Annotated in this window: 22 protein-coding genes; 6 read left to right on the forward strand and 16 right to left on the reverse strand. The window is 62.5% G+C overall.

Going from position 1 to position 24,771, the window contains the following annotated elements:
- The first annotated feature begins 132 nt into the window (after positions 1-132).
- Positions 133-843, forward strand: coding sequence for an outer membrane protein (locus tag BW978_RS07440; RefSeq protein WP_076393741.1), 711 nt, complete (start codon positions 133-135; stop codon positions 841-843).
- Positions 844-908: 65 nt separating this feature from the next.
- On the opposite strand, the gene BW978_RS07445 is transcribed toward BW978_RS07440, so the two are convergent.
- The gene (locus tag BW978_RS07445) at positions 909-1,751 is read right to left on the reverse strand and encodes a fumarylacetoacetate hydrolase family protein (RefSeq protein ID WP_076393743.1); all 843 of its coding nucleotides are present in this window, start codon (positions 1,749-1,751) and stop codon (positions 909-911) included.
- Positions 1,752-1,772: 21 nt separating this feature from the next.
- The gene (locus BW978_RS07450; protein ID WP_076393745.1) at positions 1,773-2,507 is read right to left on the reverse strand and encodes an SDR family oxidoreductase; all 735 of its coding nucleotides are present in this window, start codon (positions 2,505-2,507) and stop codon (positions 1,773-1,775) included.
- A gap of 134 nt (positions 2,508-2,641) precedes the next feature.
- Here BW978_RS07450 and BW978_RS07455 point away from each other — a divergent pair, with 134 nt between their 5' ends.
- Positions 2,642-3,448 carry an IclR family transcriptional regulator gene (locus BW978_RS07455; protein WP_076393747.1) on the forward strand — a complete coding sequence of 269 codons (807 nt, stop codon included), beginning with the start codon at positions 2,642-2,644 and terminating at the stop codon, positions 3,446-3,448.
- A 22-nt stretch (positions 3,449-3,470) separates the two neighbouring features.
- Positions 3,471-4,310 (forward strand): amidohydrolase family protein, encoded by an 840-nt coding sequence (locus BW978_RS07460; RefSeq protein WP_076393749.1) that lies wholly within the window; start codon positions 3,471-3,473, stop codon positions 4,308-4,310.
- Here BW978_RS07460 and BW978_RS07465 read toward each other — a convergent pair.
- The 8 genes from BW978_RS07465 to BW978_RS07500 all read right to left on the reverse strand — a co-directional run bounded on the left by BW978_RS07465 (position 4,307) and on the right by BW978_RS07500 (position 13,511).
- Complete coding sequence (locus tag BW978_RS07465) at positions 4,307-4,987, reverse strand: TetR/AcrR family transcriptional regulator (protein WP_076393751.1); 681 nt, start codon at positions 4,985-4,987, stop codon at positions 4,307-4,309. The genes BW978_RS07460 and BW978_RS07465 overlap by 4 nt on opposite strands.
- Positions 4,984-6,660, reverse strand: a complete 1,677-nt coding sequence (locus tag BW978_RS07470) for an amidohydrolase (protein ID WP_076393752.1) — start codon at positions 6,658-6,660, stop codon at positions 4,984-4,986. Before BW978_RS07470 ends, BW978_RS07465 begins: the two co-directional genes overlap by 4 nt.
- A 14-nt stretch (positions 6,661-6,674) precedes the next feature.
- Positions 6,675-8,345: an amidohydrolase gene (locus tag BW978_RS07475; protein ID WP_076393753.1), complete on the reverse strand. Its 1,671-nt coding sequence runs from the start codon at positions 8,343-8,345 to the stop codon at positions 6,675-6,677.
- Between the two features lie 17 nt (positions 8,346-8,362).
- Positions 8,363-9,544 (reverse strand): serine hydrolase domain-containing protein, encoded by a 1,182-nt coding sequence (locus tag BW978_RS07480; protein WP_076394887.1) that lies wholly within the window; start codon positions 9,542-9,544, stop codon positions 8,363-8,365.
- Between the two features lie 70 nt (positions 9,545-9,614).
- On the reverse strand, positions 9,615-10,649 hold the full coding sequence (locus BW978_RS07485) for an extracellular solute-binding protein (protein WP_076394889.1): 1,035 nt from the start codon (positions 10,647-10,649) through the stop codon (positions 9,615-9,617).
- Between the two features lie 33 nt (positions 10,650-10,682).
- Positions 10,683-11,492, reverse strand: coding sequence for an ABC transporter permease (locus BW978_RS07490; RefSeq protein ID WP_076393755.1), 810 nt, complete (start codon positions 11,490-11,492; stop codon positions 10,683-10,685).
- Positions 11,485-12,399 (reverse strand): ABC transporter permease, encoded by a 915-nt coding sequence (locus tag BW978_RS07495; protein ID WP_076394891.1) that lies wholly within the window; start codon positions 12,397-12,399, stop codon positions 11,485-11,487. Before BW978_RS07495 ends, BW978_RS07490 begins: the two co-directional genes overlap by 8 nt.
- Before the next feature lie 11 nt (positions 12,400-12,410).
- Positions 12,411-13,511 (reverse strand): ABC transporter ATP-binding protein, encoded by a 1,101-nt coding sequence (locus tag BW978_RS07500; RefSeq protein WP_076393757.1) that lies wholly within the window; start codon positions 13,509-13,511, stop codon positions 12,411-12,413.
- A 428-nt stretch (positions 13,512-13,939) separates the two neighbouring features.
- Between BW978_RS07500 and BW978_RS07505 the strand changes: the two genes are divergently transcribed.
- A complete protein-coding gene (locus BW978_RS07505) occupies positions 13,940-15,364 on the forward strand; it encodes an amidase (protein ID WP_076393759.1) in 1,425 nt (474 codons plus the stop codon).
- A gap of 143 nt (positions 15,365-15,507) precedes the next feature.
- Complete coding sequence (locus BW978_RS07510; RefSeq protein WP_076393761.1) at positions 15,508-16,560, forward strand: dipeptidase; 1,053 nt, start codon at positions 15,508-15,510, stop codon at positions 16,558-16,560.
- A 19-nt stretch (positions 16,561-16,579) separates the two neighbouring features.
- Here the strand turns inward: BW978_RS07510 and BW978_RS07515 are convergent, their stop codons facing one another.
- The 4 genes from BW978_RS07515 to BW978_RS07530 form a co-directional block, all read right to left on the reverse strand.
- Positions 16,580-17,773 (reverse strand): alpha-D-ribose 1-methylphosphonate 5-triphosphate diphosphatase, encoded by a 1,194-nt coding sequence (locus BW978_RS07515; RefSeq protein WP_076393763.1) that lies wholly within the window; start codon positions 17,771-17,773, stop codon positions 16,580-16,582.
- Between the two features lie 81 nt (positions 17,774-17,854).
- A complete protein-coding gene (locus BW978_RS07520; RefSeq protein WP_076393765.1) occupies positions 17,855-19,030 on the reverse strand; it encodes an acetate/propionate family kinase in 1,176 nt (391 codons plus the stop codon).
- Complete coding sequence (locus BW978_RS07525; protein WP_076394893.1) at positions 19,027-20,391, reverse strand: bifunctional enoyl-CoA hydratase/phosphate acetyltransferase; 1,365 nt, start codon at positions 20,389-20,391, stop codon at positions 19,027-19,029. Before BW978_RS07525 ends, BW978_RS07520 begins: the two co-directional genes overlap by 4 nt.
- Before the next feature lie 359 nt (positions 20,392-20,750).
- Entirely contained in the window at positions 20,751-21,749 is a 999-nt protein-coding gene (locus tag BW978_RS07530) for a P1 family peptidase (protein WP_076393767.1), read from the reverse strand.
- 323 nt (positions 21,750-22,072) lie between these two features.
- Between BW978_RS07530 and BW978_RS07535 the strand changes: the two genes are divergently transcribed.
- On the forward strand, positions 22,073-22,774 hold the full coding sequence (locus BW978_RS07535; protein ID WP_076393769.1) for a phosphatase PAP2 family protein: 702 nt from the start codon (positions 22,073-22,075) through the stop codon (positions 22,772-22,774).
- 17 nt (positions 22,775-22,791) lie between these two features.
- Here BW978_RS07535 and BW978_RS07540 read toward each other — a convergent pair whose 3' ends face one another.
- On the reverse strand, positions 22,792-23,724 hold the full coding sequence (locus BW978_RS07540; RefSeq protein ID WP_076393771.1) for an ABC transporter permease: 933 nt from the start codon (positions 23,722-23,724) through the stop codon (positions 22,792-22,794).
- The gene (locus BW978_RS07545; RefSeq protein ID WP_054147968.1) at positions 23,717-24,727 is read right to left on the reverse strand and encodes an ABC transporter permease; all 1,011 of its coding nucleotides are present in this window, start codon (positions 24,725-24,727) and stop codon (positions 23,717-23,719) included. The genes BW978_RS07540 and BW978_RS07545 overlap by 8 nt, the downstream gene beginning before the upstream one ends.
- Positions 24,728-24,771 lie beyond the last annotated feature (44 nt).

Below are 24,771 nucleotides of genomic sequence, written 5' to 3' on the forward strand. Positions count from 1 at the left end.
CTTCGGATCAGATCGAAACTGTAAAGCCGGGTGGTGACGCCCGGCTTTTTTCTATCCTTGCGGGAGTAGACGAGAACCGGACGCCAGCATTGCGCCGCGCAGAGCGCGGTTGATCAGCGCGCAGGAGTTTTCGTGAGCACCAAATTGTTTCTTGCCGGCCTGTGTGCTGGCCTGCTTTGCACCACAGTTTCAGCCGCCGACTTCGGTTCGGCGGATTCGCCATCGCCCTTGTCTTCGCAAACTGCCGTGGCAGACATCATTCACGACTGGAGCGGCGGTTATGTCGGTGTCGTCGGTGGTGGCGCCGTCGGCGAGGTGAAGACCGAGACAGGATCCGGCACCCTGGGTTCGGACACGACCCTTCGGGGCGGTGTTGCCGGCGTCACGGCCGGTTACAACATCCAGAACGGCAACATGGTCTATGGTGTGGAAGGCGATGTCTCCTGGGCCAAGGTCAAGGGAGACCAGTCCTGCCAGGGTTTTCCTTCTCAGACCTGCTACTATGAGCTCGGCTTGCAGGGAACGGCACGCGCCCGTGTCGGCGTCGTCACGGACCGTACGCTTCTCTACGTAACTGGCGGTCTGGCCGTAGCCCGAGGTCAGGGCGGAGTCGATCCGGTGGTCGGCGCAGCCATCGGCGAAGACAAGCAGACCTATCTGGGTTTCGTCACGGGTGTCGGCGCCGAATACGCCATGACGGAAGCCCTGAGCTTCAAGGCCGAATATCTCTACACCGATTATGTCTCACGCACCTCGCCGCTGGGCACGGTCAGTCCGCTGGACAGCTACCGGTCGGAACCGTCTAGCCACGTTTTGCGCGTCGGTCTGAACTATCGGTTCTGAAGCTGCGGTATCTAAACGACAAAGAACCCCGTCATCGTGGCGGGGTTCTTTCGTTGTGCTGCCGATCAAACATCCGCCTTGAACGTCTGCTTCTGCGTGCCCAAGCCCTCGATGCCGAGTTCGACGACGTCGCCGACCTTCAGGAACTGCGGCGGCTTCATGCCGAGGCCGACGCCCGGAGGCGTGCCGGTGGAGATGACGTCGCCAGGGTGGAGGCTCATGAACTGGCTGAGGTAGGAAACGACGTGGGCGACGCCGTAGACCATGGTCTTCGACGAGCCATCCTGCATCATCTTGCCGTTGACGGAGAGCCACATCTTGAGGTCGTGTGGGTTGGCGATCTCGTCCTTCGTGACTAGCCAGGGGCCGATCGGGCCGAAGGTGTCGCAAGACTTGCCCTTGGTCCACTGGCCTGACCGCTCGGTCTGGAAGGCGCGTTCAGAAACGTCGTGGGAGACGCAGTATCCGGCGACGTAATCCATCGCGTCGGCCTCCGAGACGTACTTCGCGGTCTTGCCGATCACGACGCCGAGCTCAACTTCCCAGTCGGTCTTTTCCGAACCGCGGGGGATCAGAACGTCGTCGTTCGGACCGCAGATGGCCGAGGTCGCCTTCATGAAGATGACAGGCTCCGGCGGAACGGCAGCGCCCGTCTCGGCAGCATGGTCGGAATAGTTGAGGCCGATGCAGATGAACTTGCCGGTACCGGCGACACAGGCGCCGATGCGGTCGACGGCGACTTCCGGCAGCGAGGTCGGATCGATGGCCGCGATCTTGGCCAGACCCTCAGGCGAGATGGCATCACCGCTGATATCGTTCACATGGGCTGAGAGGTCACGAACCTTGCCGTCCTTGTCGAGGATCGCAGGCTTTTCCTGACCCAACGGGCCGACGCGCATCAGTTTCATGGTCTTCTTCCTTCCTGAATATTAGATCGTCCAGCCGCCGTCGATGGCAAAGGCCTGGCCCGATGTGTAGGTGGCGCCGGCGATGTAGACGGCGAGGTCGGCGATTTCTTCCGGCGTACCGAGACGGCCCATGGGCTGGCGGGCGATAAAGGCAGCGCGGGCGGCGTCATAGTCCCCTTGGGCGCGCATGCGGTCCTGCAGGGACGGACTTTCGACCGTACCGGGGCAGATCGCGTTGCAGCGGATGCCTTGCGTCACGTAGTCGGCAGCGACGGATTTGGTGAGCCCCACCACGGCGGCCTTGGTGACGGTATAGGCGCAGCGGTTCGGCACGCCCTTCACGGAGCTGGCGACCGAGGCCATGTTGATGATCGAGCCGTCTCCCTTCTGCAGCATGGCGGGAAGCACTGCGCGGATGGTGCGGATCATCGCGCGGACATTGAGATCGAAGGCAAAGTCGAGATCCTTGTCGGCCATATCAAGGACCGTTCCGCCATGCACGACACCGGCGCAGTTGAACAGCACGTCGAAGGGGCCGGTCTCCGCCACCACGGCCGTCACCGCCTGCTCATTCAGGACGTCGAGCTGGCGGGTCGTGATCCCAGCTTCGCCTTCGAGCGTTGCCAGGGCTTCAGTATTGATATCCGTCGCGACGACGGTCGCACCGGCGCGGGCAAAGGCGATGGCGCTCGCGCGGCCGATGCCCTGGCCGGCGGCGGTCACCAAAACATGCTTGTTCTTCAGGGGCAGGTTCATCCTTGTGGCTCCTCCAGCCGATCCCTCGTCACGCGACCCTTGCATATTCCGGCCGGCGATGCGAGCATCATTCATATGCAAAACATTTATTCATAAAGGTCAAGAGTGGTTCGGGGCTACGAGGAGAGACATGCGTGAATGATGTGGATCAGGACCGTTACCGGGCGCCGGCGCTCGACAAGGGCCTCGACATTCTTGAGCTGCTTGCGGGTGTCGATGGCGGCTTGGGCCAGGCAGATATCGCCAAGAAGCTCGACCGTAGCCCAAATGAATTCTACCGGATGCTCGATCGGCTGGTGAAGCGCGGTTACGTCGCGCGGCTCGATGGCGATCGCTATGTTCTGACGCTCAAACTGTTTGGCCTTGCGCAGTTGCATGCGCCAACGCGGCGGCTCGCCTCACTTGCCATGCCGCTGATGCGGGAACTGGCGGAAGTGACCCGGCAGGAAAATCACATCGTCGTCTACGATCGCGGCCATCCGGTCGTCATCGCCCAGCTGGAAGCGCCGGGCTATTGGGGCATCTCGATGCGGGTCGGCTCGCGCATGGGCCTTTTCGATACCGGGTCCGGCCATGTGCTTCTTGCCTATCGAAGCCCGGAGGTCCGCGCGATGATGGTGGCGGAGCATGTGGCCAGCGGCGGTCCGGAGGGGCGCATGACCGAGGCCTTTGCTCGCCACCTCGACGAGATCCGCGCGCGCGGCTATGAGATGATGCCGAGCGCCCAGACCGCCGGCGTCACCAACCTTTCGGCCCCGATCCTCGGCGCGGATGGCGAGGCATTGGGCGCGCTGACCGTGCCCTATATCGGCATCATCAATGCGCCTGAGGCGCCCGATATTCCCCGGACGCTGAAAGCGCTGCGGGAAACGGCACGTCAGATTTCCGCACTGGCCGGCGCTGGACTTGGTGGCGAAACCGGGGACACTCCATCAGTTTAAGTTGCCTTGGGAGGGGCCACACATGATCATCGATACCCATCTGCACCTTATCTACCGCGACAGGCTCAGCTATCTCTGGCTGAAGGACGTCACCGCGCTCGATGCCGATTTCACCTGGGAGACCTATTCGCGGGAGGCGAAGAGGCTCGGGATTTCCTCGGTGCTGCATATGGAAGTGGATGTCGCGCCCGAGGACATCGCCGGTGAAACGGCGATGGTCCAGGAGCTGTCGCAGGCACCTGATAGCTTCATCCAGGGTGTGATCGCCTCCTGCCGCCCGGAAGATCCTGATTTTGCTGCCTATCTCGAAGCGCAACGCGCCAATCCCTTCGTCAAGGGTTTCCGGCGCGTGCTGCATGTCGTGCCTGATGATGTATCCGAGGGGGCGCTGTTCCGCGAGAATGTGAAGCGGCTCTCAGGCACGGGCCTCACTTTCGATCTCTGCATGCTGCCGCATCAGATCGACAAGGCAAAGGCCCTTGTCGATCTCGCGCCCGATGTTACTTTCATCCTCGATCATTGCGGGGTGCCCGATATCAAGGGGCATGGCTACGAGACCTGGAAGACGGGGATCACCGACATTGCCAAGCGCGAGAATGTCCGTGTGAAGATTTCCGGCATCCCGGCCTATGGCGATCTGGAGAACTGGACGCTGGAGGATCTCAAGCCCTATTTCGATCACACGATCGGTGCTTTCGGCTTTAATCGTGCGATCTGGGGTTCGGACTGGCCGGTCTGTACACTCGGAGGAGGGCTTTCGACCTGGGTCGCGACGACGCAAGCGCTGCTGCATGGTTGCACGAGGGAAGAGAAGGACAAGCTTTTCTCCGGCAACGCCAGAGGCATCTGGAACCTTGCCTAGCGCGCCCTGCCGTGCTCGGCCATGAGGCGCCGAAGATAGCCGCGCATGGCGATGATCAAGGCTTCGATGTCGTCGTTCGAGGCGGAGAGATCCTGCAGGGCGTAGCTCTGCAGGATGATCCCGTCGATGCCGATCAGCATCTGACGGGCGACGGCGCGGCCGATGCGGCGCAGTTCCTGGTCGCTGTCATCCTCGAAAACGAGGTTGCCGTAGAAATCGATATAGGCGTTGTACTGGCGCGCCGCGAGCCATTCGGAGCCTTTGGTCCGCAGCGCATAGAGGGTCAGCTCCGTCTGAGCGATCTGCTTGTCGCGGGTGCGCTGGATGTAGCGCCAACTCGCCCGGATCAGCGCTTCCACCCGATCCTCTGGCGCCTCCGGCAGGGCAACGTCCTGGCGATACGCGACTTCCATATCGGCAATCAGGTCTTCGAGCACGGCGAGCAACAGGCTCTCCTTGCTGTCGAAGTAGTAGTGGAGCGTCGCCAGCTTGACGCCCGCAGAGGCGGCGATACGACGTGTGGTCAACGCCTCCATGCCGCCCTCTTCGAGCGCTTCGCGGGCACCCTTGATGATGCGGACGCGGGTTTCGAGGCCCTTGCGGGTCGCGCCCGGAGGGCGCCCGCGTGTCGATGCGCTGGTCGATCCATCGGTGGTCGATCGCGCCGCCTCGCTCACCGGCCTCCTCCTTCTTCGAAAGTGATACGACCATCGCAGATGGTGAGAACAGGCGAAAGCGAGGCGATCTTGGCCGGGGCAGCCGCTTCGATATCGCCTGAGAGGACCACGACATCAGCGAGGTAGCCGGGCTTCAACACCCCCTTGCGGTCTTCCATGTACTCGACCCAGGCACTGGTGCGGGTATAGGCGGCAAGCGTCTCGTGCAGGCTGAGGCGGTGGTCCGGCATGTCGTCGGCCCAGGGCGTCCTTGTCATCGCATCGCCGATGCAGCTGAGTGGCGGTAGCGGCGAAACGGGCCAGTCGGTCGCAAAGACGATTGTCGCGCCGGCATCGACCAGCGTCTTCCAGGCGAAGGCGTAAGGCCAGCGTTCGCGGCCGATATAGGTGAGATAGGGTTCGAGCGGCAGGCCTGCCGAGCCCGGCGGATGGGTCGGCTGCATCGAGGCGATCGTGCCCGTTTCTGCGAAGCGGGGGATGTCGTCGGGATGCACCACCTCGATATGTTCGATGCGGTTGCGCATGTCTTTTTGGCCGTTGGCATTGATCGAGGCGTCATAACCATCAAGCACCATGCGTACCGCGCCGTCACCGATCGCATGAACCGCGACGGATAAGCCGAGGCGGTTTGCCTCGGTCGCCACGGCGTTAAAGGCTTCGCCAGAAAATAGCGGCTCGCCCTTCCAGCCTGGCTTATGGGCGTAATCATCGACAAATACGGCCGTCTCGCCCTCCGTCACGCCGTCCATGAACAGCTTGACGAAGTTGCACCGCAGCTTGTCCGTGTCGAAGCGGGCATTCCACGCCGCGGCCTTCTCTTCGAGATCCGAGAGGGGCATGAAGTTCTTCATGTGGTAGGGCATACGCACCCTGACCGGCAGACCGTCCGTCTTCTCGATCTCGTCCAGCATTTCCAGCTGATAGAGATTGCCGTCCATGTTCTGGAACGAGGTGATGCCGAGCGATGCGCAGTAGGCGAGGCCCTTCTTCAGGACGGCGATGTCTGCAGCGCGCTCTTCCGGAGTGACATGCTCCGGATCGCCGCCGGTGCCGACGCCGAGGCCTTCTCGACCGCCGGTCACGCTCATCGACGCGACAGGGCGCATGGCATTGCTCTCGCGCAGCTCGCCATTGGCGAGACCGTCCTCGCCCATGACGATCTCGTTGCCGACGCCGACGTCGCGGCCATGGAGGATCCCGGCCTTCTCCAGCGCGATGGTGTTGGCCCAGGCCGTATGCCGGTCGGGGGCGACCATCATGAAGGGGCGGTCGGCGATGATACGGTCGAGATGGTGCCGGGTGACGCGCTCGGTTTCCGAGAGAATGGTGTAATCGGCCGTCTGGGCGACGAGCAGCGGCAGATCCGAGTTGGCGGCGGCGTAGTCCTTAACGGCTTTCGAAAGGGTATCGAAGCCCTTCACGCGGAAGAGCGACAGTTCGCCGAGCGCGACCGAGCCGCCGAAGATATGCATATGGGCTTCGTTGAAACCTGGAAGCACTGTGGCGCCATCTGCATCTACCAGGCGTGTCTTTGATCCCGCCAGCGCCAATATCTCGGCATTGCCGCCCACGGCCCGAATACGGTTGCCCGTGAGCGCAATGGCGTCCGCGCGCGGATGCTTGTCATCCATCGTCAGGATGCGGGCATTGTGAATGACGAGATCGGCGCTCATTGGACGGTCTTTCTTCAGGCCTGGAAGGTGATGTGGCCGTCGCAAATCGTGACGGCGGGGCGGACGGTGTCCATGATCGCTTCGGGTGACACGGCTTCGATGTCTTTGGTGAGGACCACGACGTCGGCGAGATAGCCTGCTTTCAGCATTCCCTTGCGATCTTCCATGAACTCCACCCAGGCACCGATCGCGGTGTAGGCTGCGAGAGCCTCCATTAGCGAGAAGCGCTGGTCTTTCAGACCGTCCTTCCATGGCTTACGGGTCAGCGCATCCTGGATGCACTGGAATGGCGAGACGGGCGACACCGGCCAGTCGGAGGCGAAGACAACGGGCGCGCCCGCTTCCTTCATCGTACGCCAGGCATAGGCCTCGTCCCAGCGGTCCTCGCCGATCTTCCAGGTCGTCGGCTCTGCCGGGAAGCAGGTGCCGCCGGGATAATGGACCGGCTGCATGGAGGCGACGATGCCGAGGGTGGCAAAGCGCGGGATGTCGTCCGGATGGATGATCTCGATGTGCTCGATGCGGTGGCGATTGTCGCGCTTGCCATTGGCTTTCACGGCCGCCTCGTAGCCGTCGAGCGTCTGGCGGATCGCGGCACTGCCGATCGCGTGCACCGCAACCTGCAAGCCGAGTGCATCAGCCTTCGTGGCGATGGCATTGAAGGCGTCCGGCGTAAACAGCGGCTCATAGGTGTAGCCGGGACGGTCACCGTAGCCGTCGAGCATATAGGCCGTCTGGCTGTCCAGTACGCCGTCCATGAATACCTTGACGAAATCGCCGCGCAGCATGTCGGTGGCAAATTCCGTCTTCCATGCGGCTGCCTTGTCGAGATCCTCCAGCGCCATGAAGTTCTTCATGTGATAGGGAATGCGGATACGGCAGGAGAGTTCGCCCGAAAGCTCGAGGTCACGCATCAGGCGCAGCTGGTAGTGATTGCCGTCGAAATTCTGGATCGAGGTGACGCCCCAGGAGGCGCAGTAGTCGAGGCCGGCCTTCAGGATGGCGCGGTCAAGAGCGAATTGCTCCGGGGTGACGTTCTCCGGGTCCATGCCGGTGACCATGCCGAGCTCTTCGCGGCCGCCGGTGGAGGCGAGCGCCGAAACGGGACCAAAGGCGTTGCCTTCGCGCAATTCGCCATTTGCGAGCCCATCGGGCCCCATGACGATCTCGTTGCCGATGCCGACGTCCTTGCCCTGCAGGATGCCTGCTTTTGTCAATGCTGCCGTGTTCGCCCAGGCGGTGTGATGATCCGGCGCGAACATCATGAAGGGGCGGTCCGGCAGGATCGCATCGAGGTGATGGCGGGTGCAGGGTTCGGTGAGCGAAATGATCGAGTAGTCGGCGGAGAAACCCATCAACAGCGGCTCGTCCGGGTTCTTCTCTGCATAGTCGAGGATTGCTGCCTTGAGGGCGTCGAAGCCTTGAATGCCATGCAGGTTCAGCTGGCGCAGCGAGACCGAGCCGGGGAAAATGTGCATATGAGCTTCATTGAAGCCCGGCATCACTGTGCCACCCTTGGCGTCAATCACCTTCGTATTCGAGCCGGCCAGAGCCTTCACCTCGGCTTCCGTGCCGACGGCGAAGATGCGATTGCCGGCGAGGGCCACGGCTTCGGCGCGCGGGGCGGCGCTGTCCATGGTGAGGACGCGGCCGTTGGTAATGATGATGTCTGCCGTGGTTGCCATGGCGTGTTCCTCTGATGTCATGCGGTCCAGGCGCTAAGCGCACGGAAAAAGGCGAAGTTGTCGTGCTTCAGCTCATCGTCCAGCGGGTTGGGCTGGGAGGAGAGCTTGACGATGGTGGTTTCGGTCGATGGGTCGACATAGAGCCATTGGCCATGGATGCCGATGGCGCAGAAGGCTCCATCAGGCTCACCCGACTGGTACCACTGGCTGCGATAGCGTCCGTTGGGGAAGAAGTTGGATTCGCCGTCCACCCAGGCCTGATGGTCGCCAGCTGTGAGCATGTCGGTGAGCCATGCTTGTGGAACGATGCGCCGGTTGTCCACCACGCCGCCCTTGCGCAGCATCTCGCCGACGCGGGCCAGGTCGCGGGCCGTGACGGAGATCCCGCCCGCCGCACGGGCGCTGCCCTCCGCGTCGACGGTGACGCTCGCATGGTTCTTCGCGCCCAGCGGCTTCCACAGGCGCGTCGACAAGACATCGGCGTAGCGTTCGCCGGTCGCGCGTTCGATCAGGATGCCGAGCAGGTCGGAATTGGGCGAGGCGTAGAAATGCGCGCCGCCATGCGGATGGGCGTCTTTCTTCAGCGTCAGAAGGAACGCCAGCAAGGTTTCATCCGGCTGGGATGGATCGGCCGGGTTCCAGAGCGTGGCGCGGCGGTAGCGGGCATAGGCGCCGTCGGTGTTCAGATAGGCCTCGTCGAAGGCGAGGCTGACGCGCATGTCGAGCACGTCGCGGATGGTGCAGTCGGCATAGGCGGAACCTGCCGCTTCGGGCAGGAGGCTGATGACGGGAGCATCCGGGTTCATCAGCCCGTCGGCTTCCAGCGAGGCGATGACCAGAGCGGTCAGCGACTTGCTGATCGAAAAGACAATATGGCGCTGGTCGATGCCGGCATGCGGCGCATAGTGTTCGGCGACGATCGTGCCCGCCTTCGTCAGCACGAAGGCGTCGCTATGGGCATAGTCGAGATAGGCGCGCACGTCCGGCTGCCCGGCCAGCCCCTGCGGCAGCGCCAGCGACAGAAGATCGGATGCAACGGGTTCGCCTTCGCTTAATTCGGCGGTGGCGGCAATCATGGCGCTCGGGACAACCTCTTCGGCCTGGCCAAAACTGAACCGGCTGAAAGGGGCCGTGCGCCAATTGGCTAACGTTACGGCACTTCTCTCGAAACCATAGGCTTCGGCAAACTGCGTCGTCATCAGGGTATGCTCCTCCTGCGGGAGGGCCATGGGCCCTCCCGTTTCGGTCATTTCGATTGTCGTATCGAGGTTACTTCTGAACTTCGGTCCAGATTCGGGTGTAGAGCTGCAGCACTTCCGGTTCGCAGCTCTTCAAGAATTCTCCAGCACTTTCGAATTCCGCCGGAATGACCAGTTCCGGTGCGTCCTTCATTTCCGGTACCATGAACGCTTCCGAACCGGTGATACCGTTTGCATACTTTGCAAAGTTGGAAATCATCGCGGCGTTTTCCGGGATCATAATGAAGTTCATAAAGGCCTTGGCGTTGTCGACATTCTTGGCATCCTTCAGGATGGCGACGCTGTCCATGAACACCGGATAGCCTTCCTTGGGATAGCCGAACTTGACTTCCGGGTTCTGTAGGCGCGAGCGCATGATGGCGCCGTTCCAGTAGTACACGCCGGCATAGTCGCCGGTCGGCAGCTTGTCGGTGACGCTGTAGTCCATGGCGAGCCACTTCGTCTTCGCTTCGACCAGCTTGTCGCGCACCTTCATGAGGACTTCCTTGTCCGTCGTGCACCAGTCTCCACCAAAATACTTGATGGTGGCGTAGAGCACGTCGTTCATTTCCGGCGCGACGTTGATCTTTCCGACCAGCTCTTCCGGCGGATCGAGGAAGATCGCGGACGTATTCACGTCACCCTTGTAAAACTTGGTGTTGACGCCGATGCCGGTCAGACCCCACTGCCACGGAACGGAATAGCGGCGGCCCGGATCCCAATCGACATCGACCCAGCGCGGGTCGACGTTCTTGAAGTTCTCCATCTGGTCGGGACGGGCTTCGAGCAGCAGATCTTCCTTGACCCAGATCGGGATGTAGTTGGCCGAGGGCACGACGATGTCGAAGCCATGGCCACCGGCGCGAACCTTGGCGAGCGCGGTGTCGTTGGAGTCATAGTCGGTGACCGTCACCTTGACGTCGAACTGTTCCTCGAACTTCTTGATCAGTTCGGGGCTGGTATAGTCGCCCCAGTTGTAGATGTTGAGCTCGCCAGCGGCCGATGCCGCGCCTGCCAAGCCCAGCACTGAGATGGCAGCGATGGCCGTGGTCGTCATCCATTTCATTGTCATGTCCGTTCCTCTCTGTTGGTTGCTTTTTTATGCTTGCGGCTTGCGCCGGTTGATGAAGAAGAAGATCACGATCAGCACCGTCGAGGCGGCGAGGAAGATCGTGGCAATCGCGTTGATTTCCGGCGTCGTCTCGCGCCGGATCTGGCCGAGCATATAGGTGGGTAGCGTGTCCTGCCCGCCGGATTTGACGAATTCGGTTATGACCACATCATCCAGCGAAATCACGAAGGCGAGCATGAAGCCGGCGATGATCGCAGGCCGTAGCAAAGGCAGGGTGACGAAGCGGAAGGCCTGCCAAGGCGTCGCGTAGAGATCGGCGGCTGCGCGTTCGAGCGTCAGGTCCATGCTTTCCAGCCGTGCACGGATTGGCAGGTAGGCGAAGGGAATGCAGAACGCCGTATGTGCGAGGATCAGGTAGCCGAGGCCGGAATAGCCGGTCCAGACCTTGATGCGCGAGAAGACGATGAGGAGCGCTACGGCGGTGACGATTTCCGGGATCATCAGCGGCTGGTTGATGACGGCATATTTTGCAGTCAGCCCGCGATAGGGTTCGGTGCGGGTTGTGGCCAGCGCCGCCATGGTTGCGGCAATCGTCGCCAGCCCCGCGGCCCAAAGCGCGATGATAACCGAGCGCATGGCAGCGGCCTGGACCGTGCTGTTCTCCAGAGCGGCGGCGAACCAGCGCAGCGAAAACCCGCCCCAGCTTGAGAGCGAGTCGCTGGCGTTGAAGGAATAGGCAACTAGGGTCGCAATCGGCAGATAGAGCGCGAAGAAGGTAAAGAGCGCAATCGTGCTAAAGCCTGGTTGCGAGCGGATATCGAAGCGACGTTCAGCCATGACGCACCCCCGATTTTGCGGCGTTGCGGACATAGAAGAGCAGGGCAATCATCACCAGCGCCATGAGCGTGATCGACATGGCAGCGCCCAGCGGCCAGTTGCGACCGGCGCCGAATTGCAGCTCGATCAGATTGCCGAGCATCAGGTTCTTGCCGCCGCCAAGGACCCGCGGGATGACATAGGCGCCAAGCGAGGGGATGAAGACGAGGATGGAGCCAGCGATCAGGCCGGGCTTCACCAGCGGAATGACGATACGCCAGAGCACCTGCAGTCGGTTGGCGTAGAGGTCGTAACCCGCCTCGACCAACCTGAAGTCGAGCTTTTCGATCGAGGCATAAAGCGGCAGCACCATCAGCGGCAGATAGACATAGGTCATGCCGAGGAGGGTCGCGGTATCCGTATAGATGATCTGTAGGGGGGTATCGATGATCCCGAGCCAGATCAGCAGGTTGTTGAGAATGCCCTCGTTGCGGATGACCTGCTGCATGGCGAAGGTGCGGATCAGAAGGTTGGTCCAGAAGGGAATGGTGATCAGGAAGACCCAGATCTCGCGGGTCCGGGCTGGCCGCGTCGCGATGAAATAGGCGGTCGGGAAGCCAAGGATCAGGGTGAAGAGGGTCGTGTAGAGCGAGAGCTTGATCGAGCGCCAGAAGATCGCGAGGTGCGCGTCGGCGATGCCCAGCGTGTCGTCGAAGATGTCGCGCTGCATGAAGACTGAGGTCCAGCCTTCGAGCGAGAAGGTGCCGAACTTGACGTCGCCGTAATCACCCTTTTCCAAGAAGGAGTATAGGACCATGACAAGCAGCGGGCCGAGTGCGGCGACGAAGATGATTGCCAGGGCCGGGAGGCTGAGCAACCAGCGGTTTTTGACGTCGCGCGATCTGGCAGTTTCGGGGGCTGTTTTCATCGCGCTCATGGTCAATCCCTCAGGATCTGCGCGACATCGTCGCTGACCAGGATGCCGACCGTCTGGCCCTCCGTCCTGCCGCAACTGCCGCTTCGACTGTTCTGCTGGCGGACGGTGAACAGCGATCCGCCTTCGAGCCGCACATTGATGTTCGTGTCCGTGCCCAGATAGACGACGCTTTCGATCGAACCCTGCAGGGTCGCCTCATCTGTCGCGTCGACGATGGCGGCATGTTCGGGTCGGATGACGATCGTCACCTTGCCTGTCGGTGTTGTGTTGTCCGGGAAGGTCGCGGGGATCTCACGGCCGGAGCGCAGCCTGACACTTGCCCGGTCGCCCTGAACGGAGGCTACTTCAACCTCAAGGAAGTTGGTTTCGCCGATGAAGTCGGCGACGAAGCGTTCAGCGGGGCGATCATAGATGTCCCAGGGCGAGCCGACCTGGCGTAGGCTGCCCATCGACATGACCGCGATGCGGTCCGACATGGTGAGCGCTTCTTCCTGATCGTGGGTGACGAAGATGAAGGTGATGCCCGTCTCCGCCTGAACCCGCTTCAACTCGATCTGCATTTCCTTGCGCAGCTTGTAGTCGAGCGCCGACAGGGGCTCGTCGAGCAACAGGACCTTCGGCTTCGGAGCGAGTGCCCGAGCGAGAGCCACGCGCTGCTGCTGGCCGCCGGAGATCTGGCTGACCTGCCGGTCGCGCATCTGGGTCATATGCACGAGTTCCAGCATCTCGGCGACACGAGCTTCAACCTCGGCTTTCGGCTTGCCGAGCATCTTCAGGCCGAAGCCGATGTTATCGGCGACGCTCATGTGCGGGAAGAGTGCGTAGGACTGGAAGACGGTGTTGACCGGGCGCTTGAAGGGCGGCAGCGGCGCGATGTCTTCGCCGTGCAGCAGGATTTCGCCCGTGGTCGGGAAATCGAAACCGGCAATCAGCCGCAGCAGGGTGGTCTTGCCGCAGCCGGATGGACCGAGCAGCGTGAAGAACTCGTTTTCCCTGATCTTGAGGAAGATCCCGTCCAACGCGGTGACCTTGTCCTGTCCGGTTCCGTAGATGCGGCTGACGCCGCGGATTTCGATGGCTGCCTTGTCAGATGCGGAACTCAAGCCGTACCCCCTGGCGTTCGGGTTATGCGCGTAGTGCTTCGTTCGACCCTGTGCCCGGCGATCGCAGGTGGCAGGGTGGCGCAGGTGGTATCACGCAAGTCACGTGCCAGCTTTCGAGCATGCCGATCTCTCCCCTCGTGGCGGTAGCCGGACTGCCCCAATTTCGGGATCTGCGCCGGATTCTGCCTGTATTCGTCGATGTTCCCGTGTGTCGGAAGCGCGGTCGACGAGATCCGCAGCATCCTGTTTTGGGGCATGTTGCCTCTAAATTGGTCGTTTGACCATTTTTATTTTGGACGGCTTGAAAGTTTTCCGGATGCGCATGGCTGGCCTGCGTGAGGCGCTCGGCCCAGCGCTTGACAGTGTCGTGTCGGGAAGCCCATCGTCTCTTCCTGCCCGACCAGAGAGCCATTTGAACGGAGCCCCGCGTGTCCGAACTGACGTCCCTGTCCCTTGCCGACCTCCGGAAAACCCTCGCTGCCGGAGGTCTCTCGGCCGAGGAGGTGATGGAAGCCTATCTCGAGCGGATCGAGAGGCTCAATCCTCAGATCAATGCGCTTGTCAGTCTTCGTTCGCGCGAGGCGCTGCTTGGCGAAGCCCGTTCCAGGGATGCCGAGCGCAAGCAAGGCAGATCCCTCGGGGTCCTGCATGGCGTGCCCGTTGCGATCAAGGATCTGAGCGAGGCAAAGGGCGTTCTATGCACCTATGGCTCGCCGCTCTTCCACGACTATGTGCCCGATTTCGACGACATCCAAGTAGAGCGCATCCGCGCGGCCGGTGCGATCATTATCGGCAAGACCAACACGCCGGAGTGGGGCTTCGGCTCGCATAGCTACAATCCCGTCTTCGGAGTGACGCGGAACCCTTGGGATATCAGCCGTTCGGCTGGTGGATCAAGCGGCGGGGCGGGGGCAGCGCTTGCTGCGCGTCTCGTGCCGGTCGCGGATGGTAGCGACATGATGGGCTCTCTGCGCAATCCGGCCGCCTTCAACAACGTCGTCGGTTTCCGCCCGAGCTTCGGCCGTGTGCCTACACTTCCCGGTCGTGACGCCTATCTCAACCAGCTCGCGACGCTGGGGCCCATGGGACGTTCCGTCGAGGATGTGGTGACGCTGCTGAACGTACAGTCGGGTTTTGATCCGCGCGATCCGAGCTCGTTCGAAAGCGGGCCGATTTCCATCGATCCGTCGATCGCCGGCCAGGGCGGTCGTATTGGCTGGCTCGGCAACTTTGGCGGACATCTTTCCTTCGAAACCGGCGTGCTCGATTTGAACGAGAAGGCAATCGGCATCTTCGATCGGCTGGGCTTTGTCGTCGAGCCAGCGAAGATCGATTTCGACATGAACAAGCTCTGGTGGGCCTGGACGACGCTGCGCAGCTATTTCACCGCCGGCAGCATGCGGGACTTCTACGAAGATCCCGGCCGACGTGGCTCGCTGAAGGCCGAGATCCTCTACGAGGTCCGCTCCGGCTTGCGCATCCAGGCGGCTGATGTCTACGAAGCCTCGGCGGTCCGGACGGCCTGGTATCAAGCGGTCATGAAGGTTTTCGAGACTTGCGATTATCTCGTGGCGCCCGCAGCCCAGGTCTTCCCCTTTGATGCCAATATCCCCTGGCCGCGCGAGATCGCGGGTAAGCATATGGATACCTATCATCGCTGGATGGAAGTCGTCATCGGCCCCAGCATGGCCGGGCTTCCGGTTGCCGCCCTTCCGGCCGGCTTTTCGCCGCAGGGCCTGCCTACCGGTTTTCAGCTGATTGGCCAACCTCGCGCGGATGCGCAGGTTCTGTCTGTAGCAGCCGCTTACGAGGACGCCACCGACTGGCTCACCCAGATACCGTCGCTCTCTTGAACTCTTCTTCCCGGTTAAATCGTCGGCCGACTTGAAGCGCGACATGATTTCGTCCAACGATTCCGAAAGAGTTTTGCTTCCACACTCAGCCATCCCCTCCCGTCCGGGTCCAACCCTGGATGCCATTTTCTGGATCTGCCTGCATGAACCTCGTTTTCGACGGCCACAATGATGTTCTCCTACGCCTCTGGCGCAGCGGAACGGAAGGTCGCAATCCCGTGGCCGAATTCCGCAACGGAACCAGCGCCGGGCATATCGATGCACCCCGGGCCAAGCGGGGTGGCCTCGCCGGTGGTCTTTGTGCCATCTACATTCCGTCGCCCCATGATTTCACGCTGCGCGAGCCGGATGCGAACGGACACTATGCGACACCGCTCGATCCACCGCTTGATCGCCAGGCGTCGCTCGATATCGCGATGGAAATGGCGGCGATCGCCCATCGGCTCGATCAGGACGGAAGCTGGCGGCTCTGCCGCTCGGCCCGTGACATCCGGCAAGCCATGGATGATGGCGTGTTTGCTGCGGTGATGCATATGGAAGGCTGCGAGGCCATCGATGCCGATCTCGATGCGCTCGAGGTTTTCTACGCTGCTGGCCTTCGTTCGCTCGGGCCCGTCTGGAGCCGCCACAACATTTTCGGCCATGGTGTACCCTTCGCCTACCCGAGTTCACCCGATACAGGACCCGGCCTGACGCGCGCTGGGGAGGATCTGATCCGGGCCTGCAACCGGCTCGGGATCCTCATCGATCTCGCCCATATCACCGAGAAGGGCTTCTGGGATGTCGAGCGTCTGAGTGATCAGCCGTTGATCGCCAGCCATTCCAACGTCCATGCGCTGACGCCCGTTGCCCGCAACCTGACCGACCGGCAGATGGATGCGATCAAGGCAAGCCACGGGCTCGTCGGTCTCAACTATGCCGTCACCATGCTCCGGCCTGATGGTCGCGACGATGCGGAAACCTCGCTTGCGACCATGGTCAGCCATATCGACTATCTCGTCGACCGCATGGGGATCGACTGCGTGGCGCTGGGGTCTGATTTCGACGGCGCGACGATCCCGAATGTCATCGGCGACGCCACCGGCAACCAGCGGCTCGTGACGGCGCTTAAGGAGCGCGGCTACGGTCCTGCCGATCTCGCCAAGATCTGCCGGGAAAACTGGCTGCGGGTGCTGGCCTCCGCCTGGCATGAATAGTCGGGGCGAGTAAGCCCTGTCAGGCGACCCGATTGCCGGAGCGCCAGGCCGACTTGACGAAGGGTTGCCCGTCCTGCAGGTCGACGCGGATCAGATCGGCCTTCAGCCCGGTTTCGATGGCGCCGCGATCGGTGAGGTTGCCCGCGAGCGCCGGGCTGCGCGTGACCATGGCAACAGCGCTTGGCAGGTCGTAGTCGAGACCCGGATCGGCGGAGATCATGAAGGCAGCGTCGAGCATCGAGCGGGGCACATAATCCGAGGCGAGGATGTCGACGAGGCGCGCTGCGAGGAGGTCGCGGACCGCTATATTGCCCGACTGCGAGCCACCGCGCACGAGGTTCGGAGCGCCAGCTACGATCATCATGCCGGCGGACCGTGCCGCTTCGGCCGCTTCCATCGAGCAGGGGAATTCGGAGATCGACACGCCCTCGGCGATGCCCTCCTCGATATGCGCGACATCGGTGTCGTCATGGCTCATCAGCGGCATGGCGCGCGACCGGGCGAGCGCGACGACCTCTGGACGGGTGCTCGCGGCAAACTGGCTTTTCTCGGCAACGAGCACCTTGATCTTCTTGCGCACCAGTTCCGGGTTCTCGCCGGTTGATTTGCAGGCGCGGTGGACATAGGCCTCGATGTCACGGCTCTGGCGAATTCCGGGCAGGTGCTCCATCACAGAGATGACGCGCACGATCTCGCGGTCGATATGCTCGGCTGTTAGCTGCGGGGTGACCGGGTCTGTGAGTTCGCAGCGCAGGTGCACCAGGTGTTCGGCCCTGAACATGCCGGCGCTTTGCGCCTGCTCCAGCGCCTCGATCATCGGCTTCAGGATTTCGGCGCGCTCTGGATTGTCGGTGGTCGCGCCGACGCAGAGGCTGTCGAAGACGGTGGTCACGCCGCCGCCGATGATCTGGGCATCGTGGGCCAAGGCGGCGCGCATGAAATCCCAGCGCACGTGGGCGCGCGGATAGAGATGCTTCTCGAAATGGTCGGTGTGGATGTCGACAAGGCCGGGCAGGAGATAGTCACCGGCGAAGTCGAGCGCGTCCGCATGGCGCGACGGTCCCTCATGGATTTCGACAATCAGGCCGTTTTCGATGACCACCGAACCATGCAGCACATGGCTTGGGGTCACAACGCGGGCATTGGAGAGGAGCAGGACCTCGCCGTACACCGCTTCATAGGCTTCACCCGTCGCATCCGTGTGTCGCAGCATGTCTCGGCCTCCGTCCGCTTCTCGTCGAAGCGTCTCTAGGCGCGTTGCATGACGCTTTGGTGTCAGTTGCGGCGAATCCTCTCAGCCGAGGAGCCCCAGGCAGTCATCCGCAATGACCTGCTCCTCGTCGGTTGCGATCACCCGGATCTTCACGCGGCTTTCCTCGCGCGAGATGACGGCCTCGTTGCGGTCGTTCGCCTCGCTGTCCAGGAGCAGGCCGAGGAAGCGCAGGCGCTCGACCACAGAACGGCGGATCGTCGGCTGGTTCTCGCCGATGCCGGCGGTGAAGACCAGCGTATCCAAGCCACCGAGCGAGGCTGCGAGCCGTGCCACTTCGCCGGCGATCCGGAAGGTGAAGACATCAAGCGCCTCGCAGGCTTCCTTCGACGGTGTCTCGAGAAGCATGCGGCTGTCGGCACTGATACCGGAGAGACCGAGCAAGCCGGACTGCTTGTAGATCATCTCCTCGACCTGCTTCACGCTCAGCCCATGTGTATCGACCAAGTGAAAGAGCACGCCCGGATCGATCGCGCCCGACCGTGTTGCCATGGGTACGCCGTCAATGGTGGAAAAGCCCATGGAAGTGTCGCGGCTCACGCCATTCTCCAGCGCGCAGAGGCTAGCGCCGGAGCCCAGATGCGCGACAACGGCCCGGCCGCCTGCCGTTTCCGGTTCGAGCCTCTTCAGGGCACCCGCGACATAGGCATAGGACAGGCCGTGAAAGCCGTAACGCTTGACGCCCTTATCGAACCACTCACGCGGGATGGCGAACCGGCGGACGACATCGGATTGCGTGCGGTGGAACGAGGTGTCGAAAGAGGCGGTCTGGGGGAGGCCGGGCTTGAGTTCGGCAATGGCCCGGATAAGGCGCAGGTTCTGCGGCTGGTGGAGAGGTGCAAGCGTGACCAGACTCTCGATTGCGGCGAGGCTCGTGTCGTCGAGCCTCACGGCATCGCTGAAGAGATCGCCGCCATGGACAACCCGGTGGCCGACGGCCGAGACGGCGTCGAGGTCGTAATGCGCGGACAGCCAGTCGAAGACTTCTTCCAGCACATCGTGAAGCAGGTCATCGGTCTTTGCCACGAGCGGCACGTCGAAGACCGCGGGACCTTCGACCAGATGGAAGGTCAGTGGCTCGGCGCGGAAGTCGATCACGCCCTTGCCGATGCGCCTGGCTCCTGCTTGTTCGCAGGCGAAAATGCCGATCTTTACCGTCGAAGAGCCGGCATTGAAGGTGAGCAGCAGTTTCTGGTTCATGCCTTGCCACCGAGCGCTGGCGTACGCTTGGCAGCGACGAGTTTTGCCAGAGCTGCCGACGCGATGCGGACCCTGAGGCTATCAGAGCGACTGGTCAGGATGATCGGCACGCGCGCGCCAAGCACCAGACCGGCTGCATCGGCATTGGCGAAATAGAGGAGCTGCTTGGCGAGCATATTGCCGGCTTCGAGATCCGGCACCAGCAGGATGTCGGCATCGCCGGCGACGGGCGAAATGATGCCCTTGGTGCGGGCGGCTTCCATGCTGATCGCATTGTCGAACGCAAGTGGGCCGTCGACCTTGGCACCCTTGATCTGGCCGCGGGCGGCCATGACGGTCAAAGCTGCGGCCTCCAGTGTTGCCGGCATCTTGTCGTTGACCGTTTCGACGGCCGCGAGCACGGCGACCTTGGGTTCGGCGACACCGAGCATATGCATGAGATCGACGGCGTTCTGGCAGATGTCGCGCTTGTGTTCGAGGGTGGGCGCGATGTTGATCGCCGCGTCCGTGACGATTAGCAGCTTGGAATAGGCCGGCACATCCATGACATAGACGTGGCTGACGCGGCGTTCGGTCTTGAGGCCAGATCCGCCACCGACGACTGCGCTGAGGAGCTCGTCGGAATGCAGGCTGCCCTTCATGATGGAGCCGACCTTGCCGGCGATGGCGAGTTCGACGGCAAGGGCTGCTGCCGCATGGCTGTGTTCGGTCGATAGGATCTCGAAGCCATCAATCGAGATGCCGGCCTTTTCGGCGGCGGCGCGGATCTTCGCCTCCGGGCCGATCAGGATCGGTTCCAGCAGGCCCTCATCGCGGATCTCGACGGCCGCCTCGATCGCTTCCGGCGAGCAGGGGTGGACAAGTGCCGTCTTCACCATCGGCAGGCTGCGGGCCTCGGCGACAATGGCGTCGAAGCGGTCGTGGCGCTGCAGCGAGACATCGGGAGCTGCGTTCTCCGACCAGCTGATGCGCTCGACCGGCGCCCGCACGCGGGCCTTGCCGGCGAGCACGGGCTCGCCATGCTGGTTGACGCAACGCGTGTCGAAGATCAGCGTGCGGCCATCGCTCTCCTTGGTCATCAGGGTCACCGTCGCGGTGATCCGGTCGCCGGTCGCGATGTCCCTCCAGAACTCCAGATCCTGGCCGAGATACACTGTTCCGGGGCCGGGCAGGCGGGTGTCGAGCACGGCCGAGATCATGCCGGCCGGGATCAGCGACTGGCCGAGCGGCGCCGGGTTGTTGTCCCCGGAGAGGGCAGCGAAGAGTTCTATGTCATCGGGGCCGATGATGCGGGTGATGCTCGCCGCATCGCCGAGCTTCAGCTCGTCGAACATCCGGTTGGTGAGGACTGGTCTTTCCATGTCGCTTTCGTCTTCCATTGTCGAACCGTCCTCCCCCGATCCGTTTATCCTGCAGCCGGTCTGCTTCATCTGCATGACCAACCTTGGCGGGCAATCTCTAGGGATGAGGATGTGTTGTCCTTGACTTGGGTCAAGGGCGCAAAGTGGGTGAAGCGACACCTCTCCCTTGTGGGAGAGGATGGAAAAATCGAAGGCTTAGGCGAGCGTAAGCCGCCTAAACTTCAGATTTTGCTGGTGAGGGGATCGGTGATGGTGGCACGACGAACGGACCCCCTCACTTGCGATTTCTGATGTTTAGGCGGCTTGCGCTCGCCTAATTCATCGAAATCGCTTTCTCCCCCACCAAGGGGGAGAAGAGGTCACCTCCACCTGTCTCGCCAGGCCGGCTGCGCGTCCGCGTAAGGCAGGGCCACGGCCTCGAACACGCCGCGGACAATTGCCCGGGCCGTCACCAGCGTTGCCAGATGGCAGAGTTCCATCAAGTCCGCCGTGCCATTGCTATCGCGCCTGCCCGTCGAGGCTGTAAACATCGTGTCGCCGTCGAGCGGCAAATGCGCTGGGAGGACGGCGCGGGCGAGGCCATCATGGGCGGCGATCGACAGGCGATGAAGCTCCGGTTTCGACAGAGCGCAATCGGTCACGACGGCGCCGATCGTGGTTGCAGTCAGCCGGAGGCCCTTGATGCGCATTGCCCGGTCCTCTGCGCCGACGTGAGCGGGCTGGCCGAGGCCGCCGAATTCTTCTCCCTCCTCAAAAGGTGCAGCCCAGAAATGCGGACCGTCGCCAACCGTGACTGAACCCATGGCATTGACGGCCACCAGCGCTGCGATTGTGTGGCCCGAAGACGAAATGGCGCTGGCCGAGCCCAGGCCACCCTTGAAATTGGCCGTCGTGGCACCCGTTCCGGCGCCGACCGTGCCGAGCGGGAAGGACCCTTTCGCCGCGTTCTGAAAGGCCTGATAGCCGAGATCGCGATAGGGGGCATGCAGGCCCCAGTCCTTAGCTCCACCATTGAGCAGATCCATCAGGATTGCCTGCGGCACGATTGGCACCCGCACGGAGCCTACGGCAAAGCCCCGTCCGGCAGCGCGCAAGCCCGACTGCACGCCGCCCGCCGCATCGAGCCCGAAGGCCGAGCCGCCCGACAGCACGAAGGCATCGACCTGTTGCACCGTCATCGAGGGATCGAGCAGCGTCACGTCGCGTCCACCCGGCGCGCCGCCGAGCACGGTGCCGGATGCGGTCGCCGGTTCATCAAAGACGATGACGGTGACACCGGAGCCGAGGGTGAGGTCCGTCGCATGGCCGACGGCCAGGCCGTCGATGTCGGTCAGGAGGTTGAGCGGGCCTTGGGGCATGAAGCATGTCTCCGGATGTGTGGGCGGAGAGTGGCGGTGGTGGGGTAGAAGATCAAGGTCTTTGGGCGTCATATGGCTTCACCCCCTTCACCGCTGCCCGCTCCACCCTTGCCCCTCATCCGCTTACCCTACCCTCTCCCCGACTGTGGGGAGAGGGTAGGGTGAGGGGCAAAGCCAGGCGCTCGGCGCGAGCGAACCGCCACTGTCCGGAAAGGGAAGTATGGAACAACCGCGGCCTGCCCCCATTTGCTCCCCGCGTCCCGGTTGACGCGCCCGCCTTGCAACGCGATGTAGCCTCAACATCACCGATCAGGATCTCGCCCATGCAGCAGCTCAAGCGCCATCTCACCCGCATCGTCTCGGTCGCCGAAGCCCGTGTCTGGCTGACTGCACTGGTCGCGGCTCTCGTCGCCTATTTCCTTTTCGAACTGACCGGCGAAGTGCTGGAAGGCGAGACGCGTGCCTTCGACGAGAGCGTGCTGCTGATGTTGCGTGATACATCTGATCTCGGCATGCCGGTCGGTCCCGCCTGGCTCACCAAGGTCATGGTCGACATCACGGCGCTTGGCGGCGTGACCGTGCTCACGATGCTCGTCACACTCGTCGTCACCTATCTGGCTCTGCGCCGCAAATTTCGCACGGCCGCATTCGTCACCGTCTCGATCCTCGGCGGCTGGGCCTTGAGCAGCGCGATGAAGCTTGGGATTGGTCGCCCGAGGCCTGAAGTCGTGCAGCACCTGGTCGAGGTGTCGGACATGAGCTTTCCGAGCGGCCATGCCATGCTGTCGGCGATTACCTACCTCACGCTCGGCGCCATGCTGTCGCGCCTCGAGGAGCAGCCGTCGCTGCGTTACTTCTTCCCGCTCGTTGCGGTGTTCCTCACCCTGATCATCGGCCTCAGCCGCATCTATCTCGGGGTGCACTACCCGACCGACGTGCTCGGCGGCTGGGCGGCGGGAACGGTCTGGGCCTGTGCCAGCTGGTTTGCGGCACGCTGGGTGTTGGGGCGGCCGAGCGGGCGCTGACGCGCCCGCTCGTTCCCTCAATGCTTCAACGCCTTCGGGTCGAGCGCATCGCGGATCGCGTCGCCGATATAGTTGACACTCAACACCGTCAGCGAGATTGCCAGACCCGGCCACAAGACGCGGGACGGGTTGATCTGCAGGAAGTTGGCGCCGTCGAAGAGCAGGCGTCCCCAGGTGGGGAAGTCCGGTGGGAAGCCGAGCCCCAGGAATGAGAGCGCGGACTCGGTGATGATGGCGGTGGCGATGCCAAGCGTTGCCGAGACCATGATCGAAGACATCACATTGGGCAGGATGTGCTTGATGATGATGCGGTGCTCACGCATGCCGCTCGATTTCGCCGCCAGGATGAATTCCTGGCTCTTGATCGCCAAGACGTCGCCGCGGACGATGCGGGCCGTGTGCATCCAGCTGGTAATGCCGATGACGAAGACGATCAGGATGAAGATGCCGGTTTCCGGGCCGAAGGCGGTGCGCAACGTGTCGCGGAAGAGCATGATGATCACGAGCAGCAGCGGCAGCAGCGGCAGCGCCAGGAAGAGGTCGGTCACGCGCATCAGCGGGCCGTCGAGCTTGCGGGAGTAGCCTGACAGGACCCCAACCAGGGTGCCGACGACAAGAGCCAGCAGCATTGCCGCCATGCCTACGGCGAGCGAGATCTGGCCACCGGCGAGAACCTGGGCCAGCATGTCGCGGCCAAGGTTGTCGGTGCCGAAAGGATGCTCCCAGGACGGCCCCTGATTCTTGGCACGAATGTCGAGTTTCGCCGGATCGATCGTGTGGATGTAGGGGCCGATGAAGACGGCAGCCACGATGAAGGTAAAGACTATCAGGCCAGCTACGCCGCCCTTGTGAGCGCGGAACTGACGCCAGAGCATGGGCCAGAAGCTGCCGCTCTGAGGCCTCGTCTGTGGAGCCGGTGCACCGGTCGTTGCGATTGCGGCATCACTCATAGCGGATCCTCGGATCGAGTATGCCGTAGAGAACGTCGGCAATCAGGTTGAAGAGCACGATCAGGATCGCGAAGATGAAGGTCAGCGTCTGCACGAGCGGGATATCGGCGCCCTGGATCGCGGTGATCAGCAACTGCCCCAGACCATTCACGCGGAAGACCTGCTCGGTGATGATGGCCCCGGAGAAGATCGTGGGAACGCCGAGCGCGATCACGGTGACGACCGGGATCAGGCTGTTGCGCAGGACATGCACGAGCAGCACGATCTTTTCCTTGACGCCCTTGGCGCGGGCGGTGCGGACATAGTCCATGTTCAGGTTGTCGAGCATGGAGGCGCGCACGAAGCGGCTGATCTGCGAAACGTTGAACAGCGTCAGCACGAGGACGGGCAGGAACATCTGCTTCACCTGGAGCACGAAGCTGTCCCAGCTGTTGACCACCAGCGTGGTGTCGTAGATCGACGGGAACCACTGGAGCCAGGAGGAGAAGACCACGATCAGCAGGACGCCGGTGAAGAAGGTCGGCACGGAGTAGCCGACCATCGAGACGAAGGTGCCGATCTGGTCGAACCAGGAATACTGGCGATAGGCAGAGATGACGCCGATCGGGATCGCGATCAGGACGCCGAAGAGGTAGGAGAGGCCGACGACCCAGAGCGTCTGTGGCAGACGCTGGACGATCAGGTCGACCACGGGGCTGCGGGTTGCCCAGGAAAGCACGCGCATGCGCTCGCCAGAGCCGACGGTGATCCCGGTGATCTGTTCGAAGATGTTCAGCGGTTCATTGATGAAGAACTGCTGCAGCCATTTGAAATAGCGAATGATGAAGGGCTGATCGAGGCCCATGGCCAGCCGGATCTGCTCGCGAACTTCAGGCGGAATGGTCAGCGGCAGGTCGCCCAACGGGTCGCTCGGTGCAAGGTCGAGCAGGGCAAAAATTATGAAACTGATGGCCAGTAGCGTCGGGACTGCGAACAGCAGTCGCCGTACGGTGAAGGTAAACATCGGCTGGTCTCCAGACTGTCGGCAAAAATGCGAACGCCGGGCCC

This window comes from Rhizobium sp. RU33A (assembly GCF_900156055.1).
In the GTDB taxonomy this organism is placed as follows: Bacteria; Pseudomonadota; Alphaproteobacteria; order Rhizobiales; family Rhizobiaceae; genus Allorhizobium.

Coding starts and splice junctions, on each gene's coding strand:
- BW978_RS07515 (WP_076393763.1), bottom strand. CDS start 17,773: ATGCTGCGACACACGGATGCGACGGGTGAAGCCTATGAAGCGGTGTAC.
- BW978_RS07445 (WP_076393743.1), bottom strand. CDS start 1,751: ATGAAACTGATGCGCGTCGGCCCGTTGGGTCAGGAAAAGCCTGCGATC.
- BW978_RS07525 (WP_076394893.1), bottom strand. CDS start 20,391: ATGGAAAGACCAGTCCTCACCAACCGGATGTTCGACGAGCTGAAGCTC.
- BW978_RS07545 (WP_054147968.1), bottom strand. CDS start 24,727: ATGTTTACCTTCACCGTACGGCGACTGCTGTTCGCAGTCCCGACGCTA.
- BW978_RS07495 (WP_076394891.1), bottom strand. CDS start 12,399: ATGAAAACAGCCCCCGAAACTGCCAGATCGCGCGACGTCAAAAACCGC.
- BW978_RS07460 (WP_076393749.1), top strand. CDS start 3,471: ATGATCATCGATACCCATCTGCACCTTATCTACCGCGACAGGCTCAGC.
- BW978_RS07510 (WP_076393761.1), top strand. CDS start 15,508: ATGAACCTCGTTTTCGACGGCCACAATGATGTTCTCCTACGCCTCTGG.
- BW978_RS07485 (WP_076394889.1), bottom strand. CDS start 10,649: ATGAAATGGATGACGACCACGGCCATCGCTGCCATCTCAGTGCTGGGC.
- BW978_RS07520 (WP_076393765.1), bottom strand. CDS start 19,030: ATGAACCAGAAACTGCTGCTCACCTTCAATGCCGGCTCTTCGACGGTA.
- BW978_RS07490 (WP_076393755.1), bottom strand. CDS start 11,492: ATGGCTGAACGTCGCTTCGATATCCGCTCGCAACCAGGCTTTAGCACG.
- BW978_RS07530 (WP_076393767.1), bottom strand. CDS start 21,749: ATGCCCCAAGGCCCGCTCAACCTCCTGACCGACATCGACGGCCTGGCC.
- BW978_RS07470 (WP_076393752.1), bottom strand. CDS start 6,660: ATGAGCGCCGATCTCGTCATTCACAATGCCCGCATCCTGACGATGGAT.
- BW978_RS07535 (WP_076393769.1), top strand. CDS start 22,073: ATGCAGCAGCTCAAGCGCCATCTCACCCGCATCGTCTCGGTCGCCGAA.
- BW978_RS07475 (WP_076393753.1), bottom strand. CDS start 8,345: ATGGCAACCACGGCAGACATCATCATTACCAACGGCCGCGTCCTCACC.
- BW978_RS07480 (WP_076394887.1), bottom strand. CDS start 9,544: ATGACGACGCAGTTTGCCGAAGCCTATGGTTTCGAGAGAAGTGCCGTA.
- BW978_RS07450 (WP_076393745.1), bottom strand. CDS start 2,507: ATGAACCTGCCCCTGAAGAACAAGCATGTTTTGGTGACCGCCGCCGGC.
- BW978_RS07540 (WP_076393771.1), bottom strand. CDS start 23,724: ATGAGTGATGCCGCAATCGCAACGACCGGTGCACCGGCTCCACAGACG.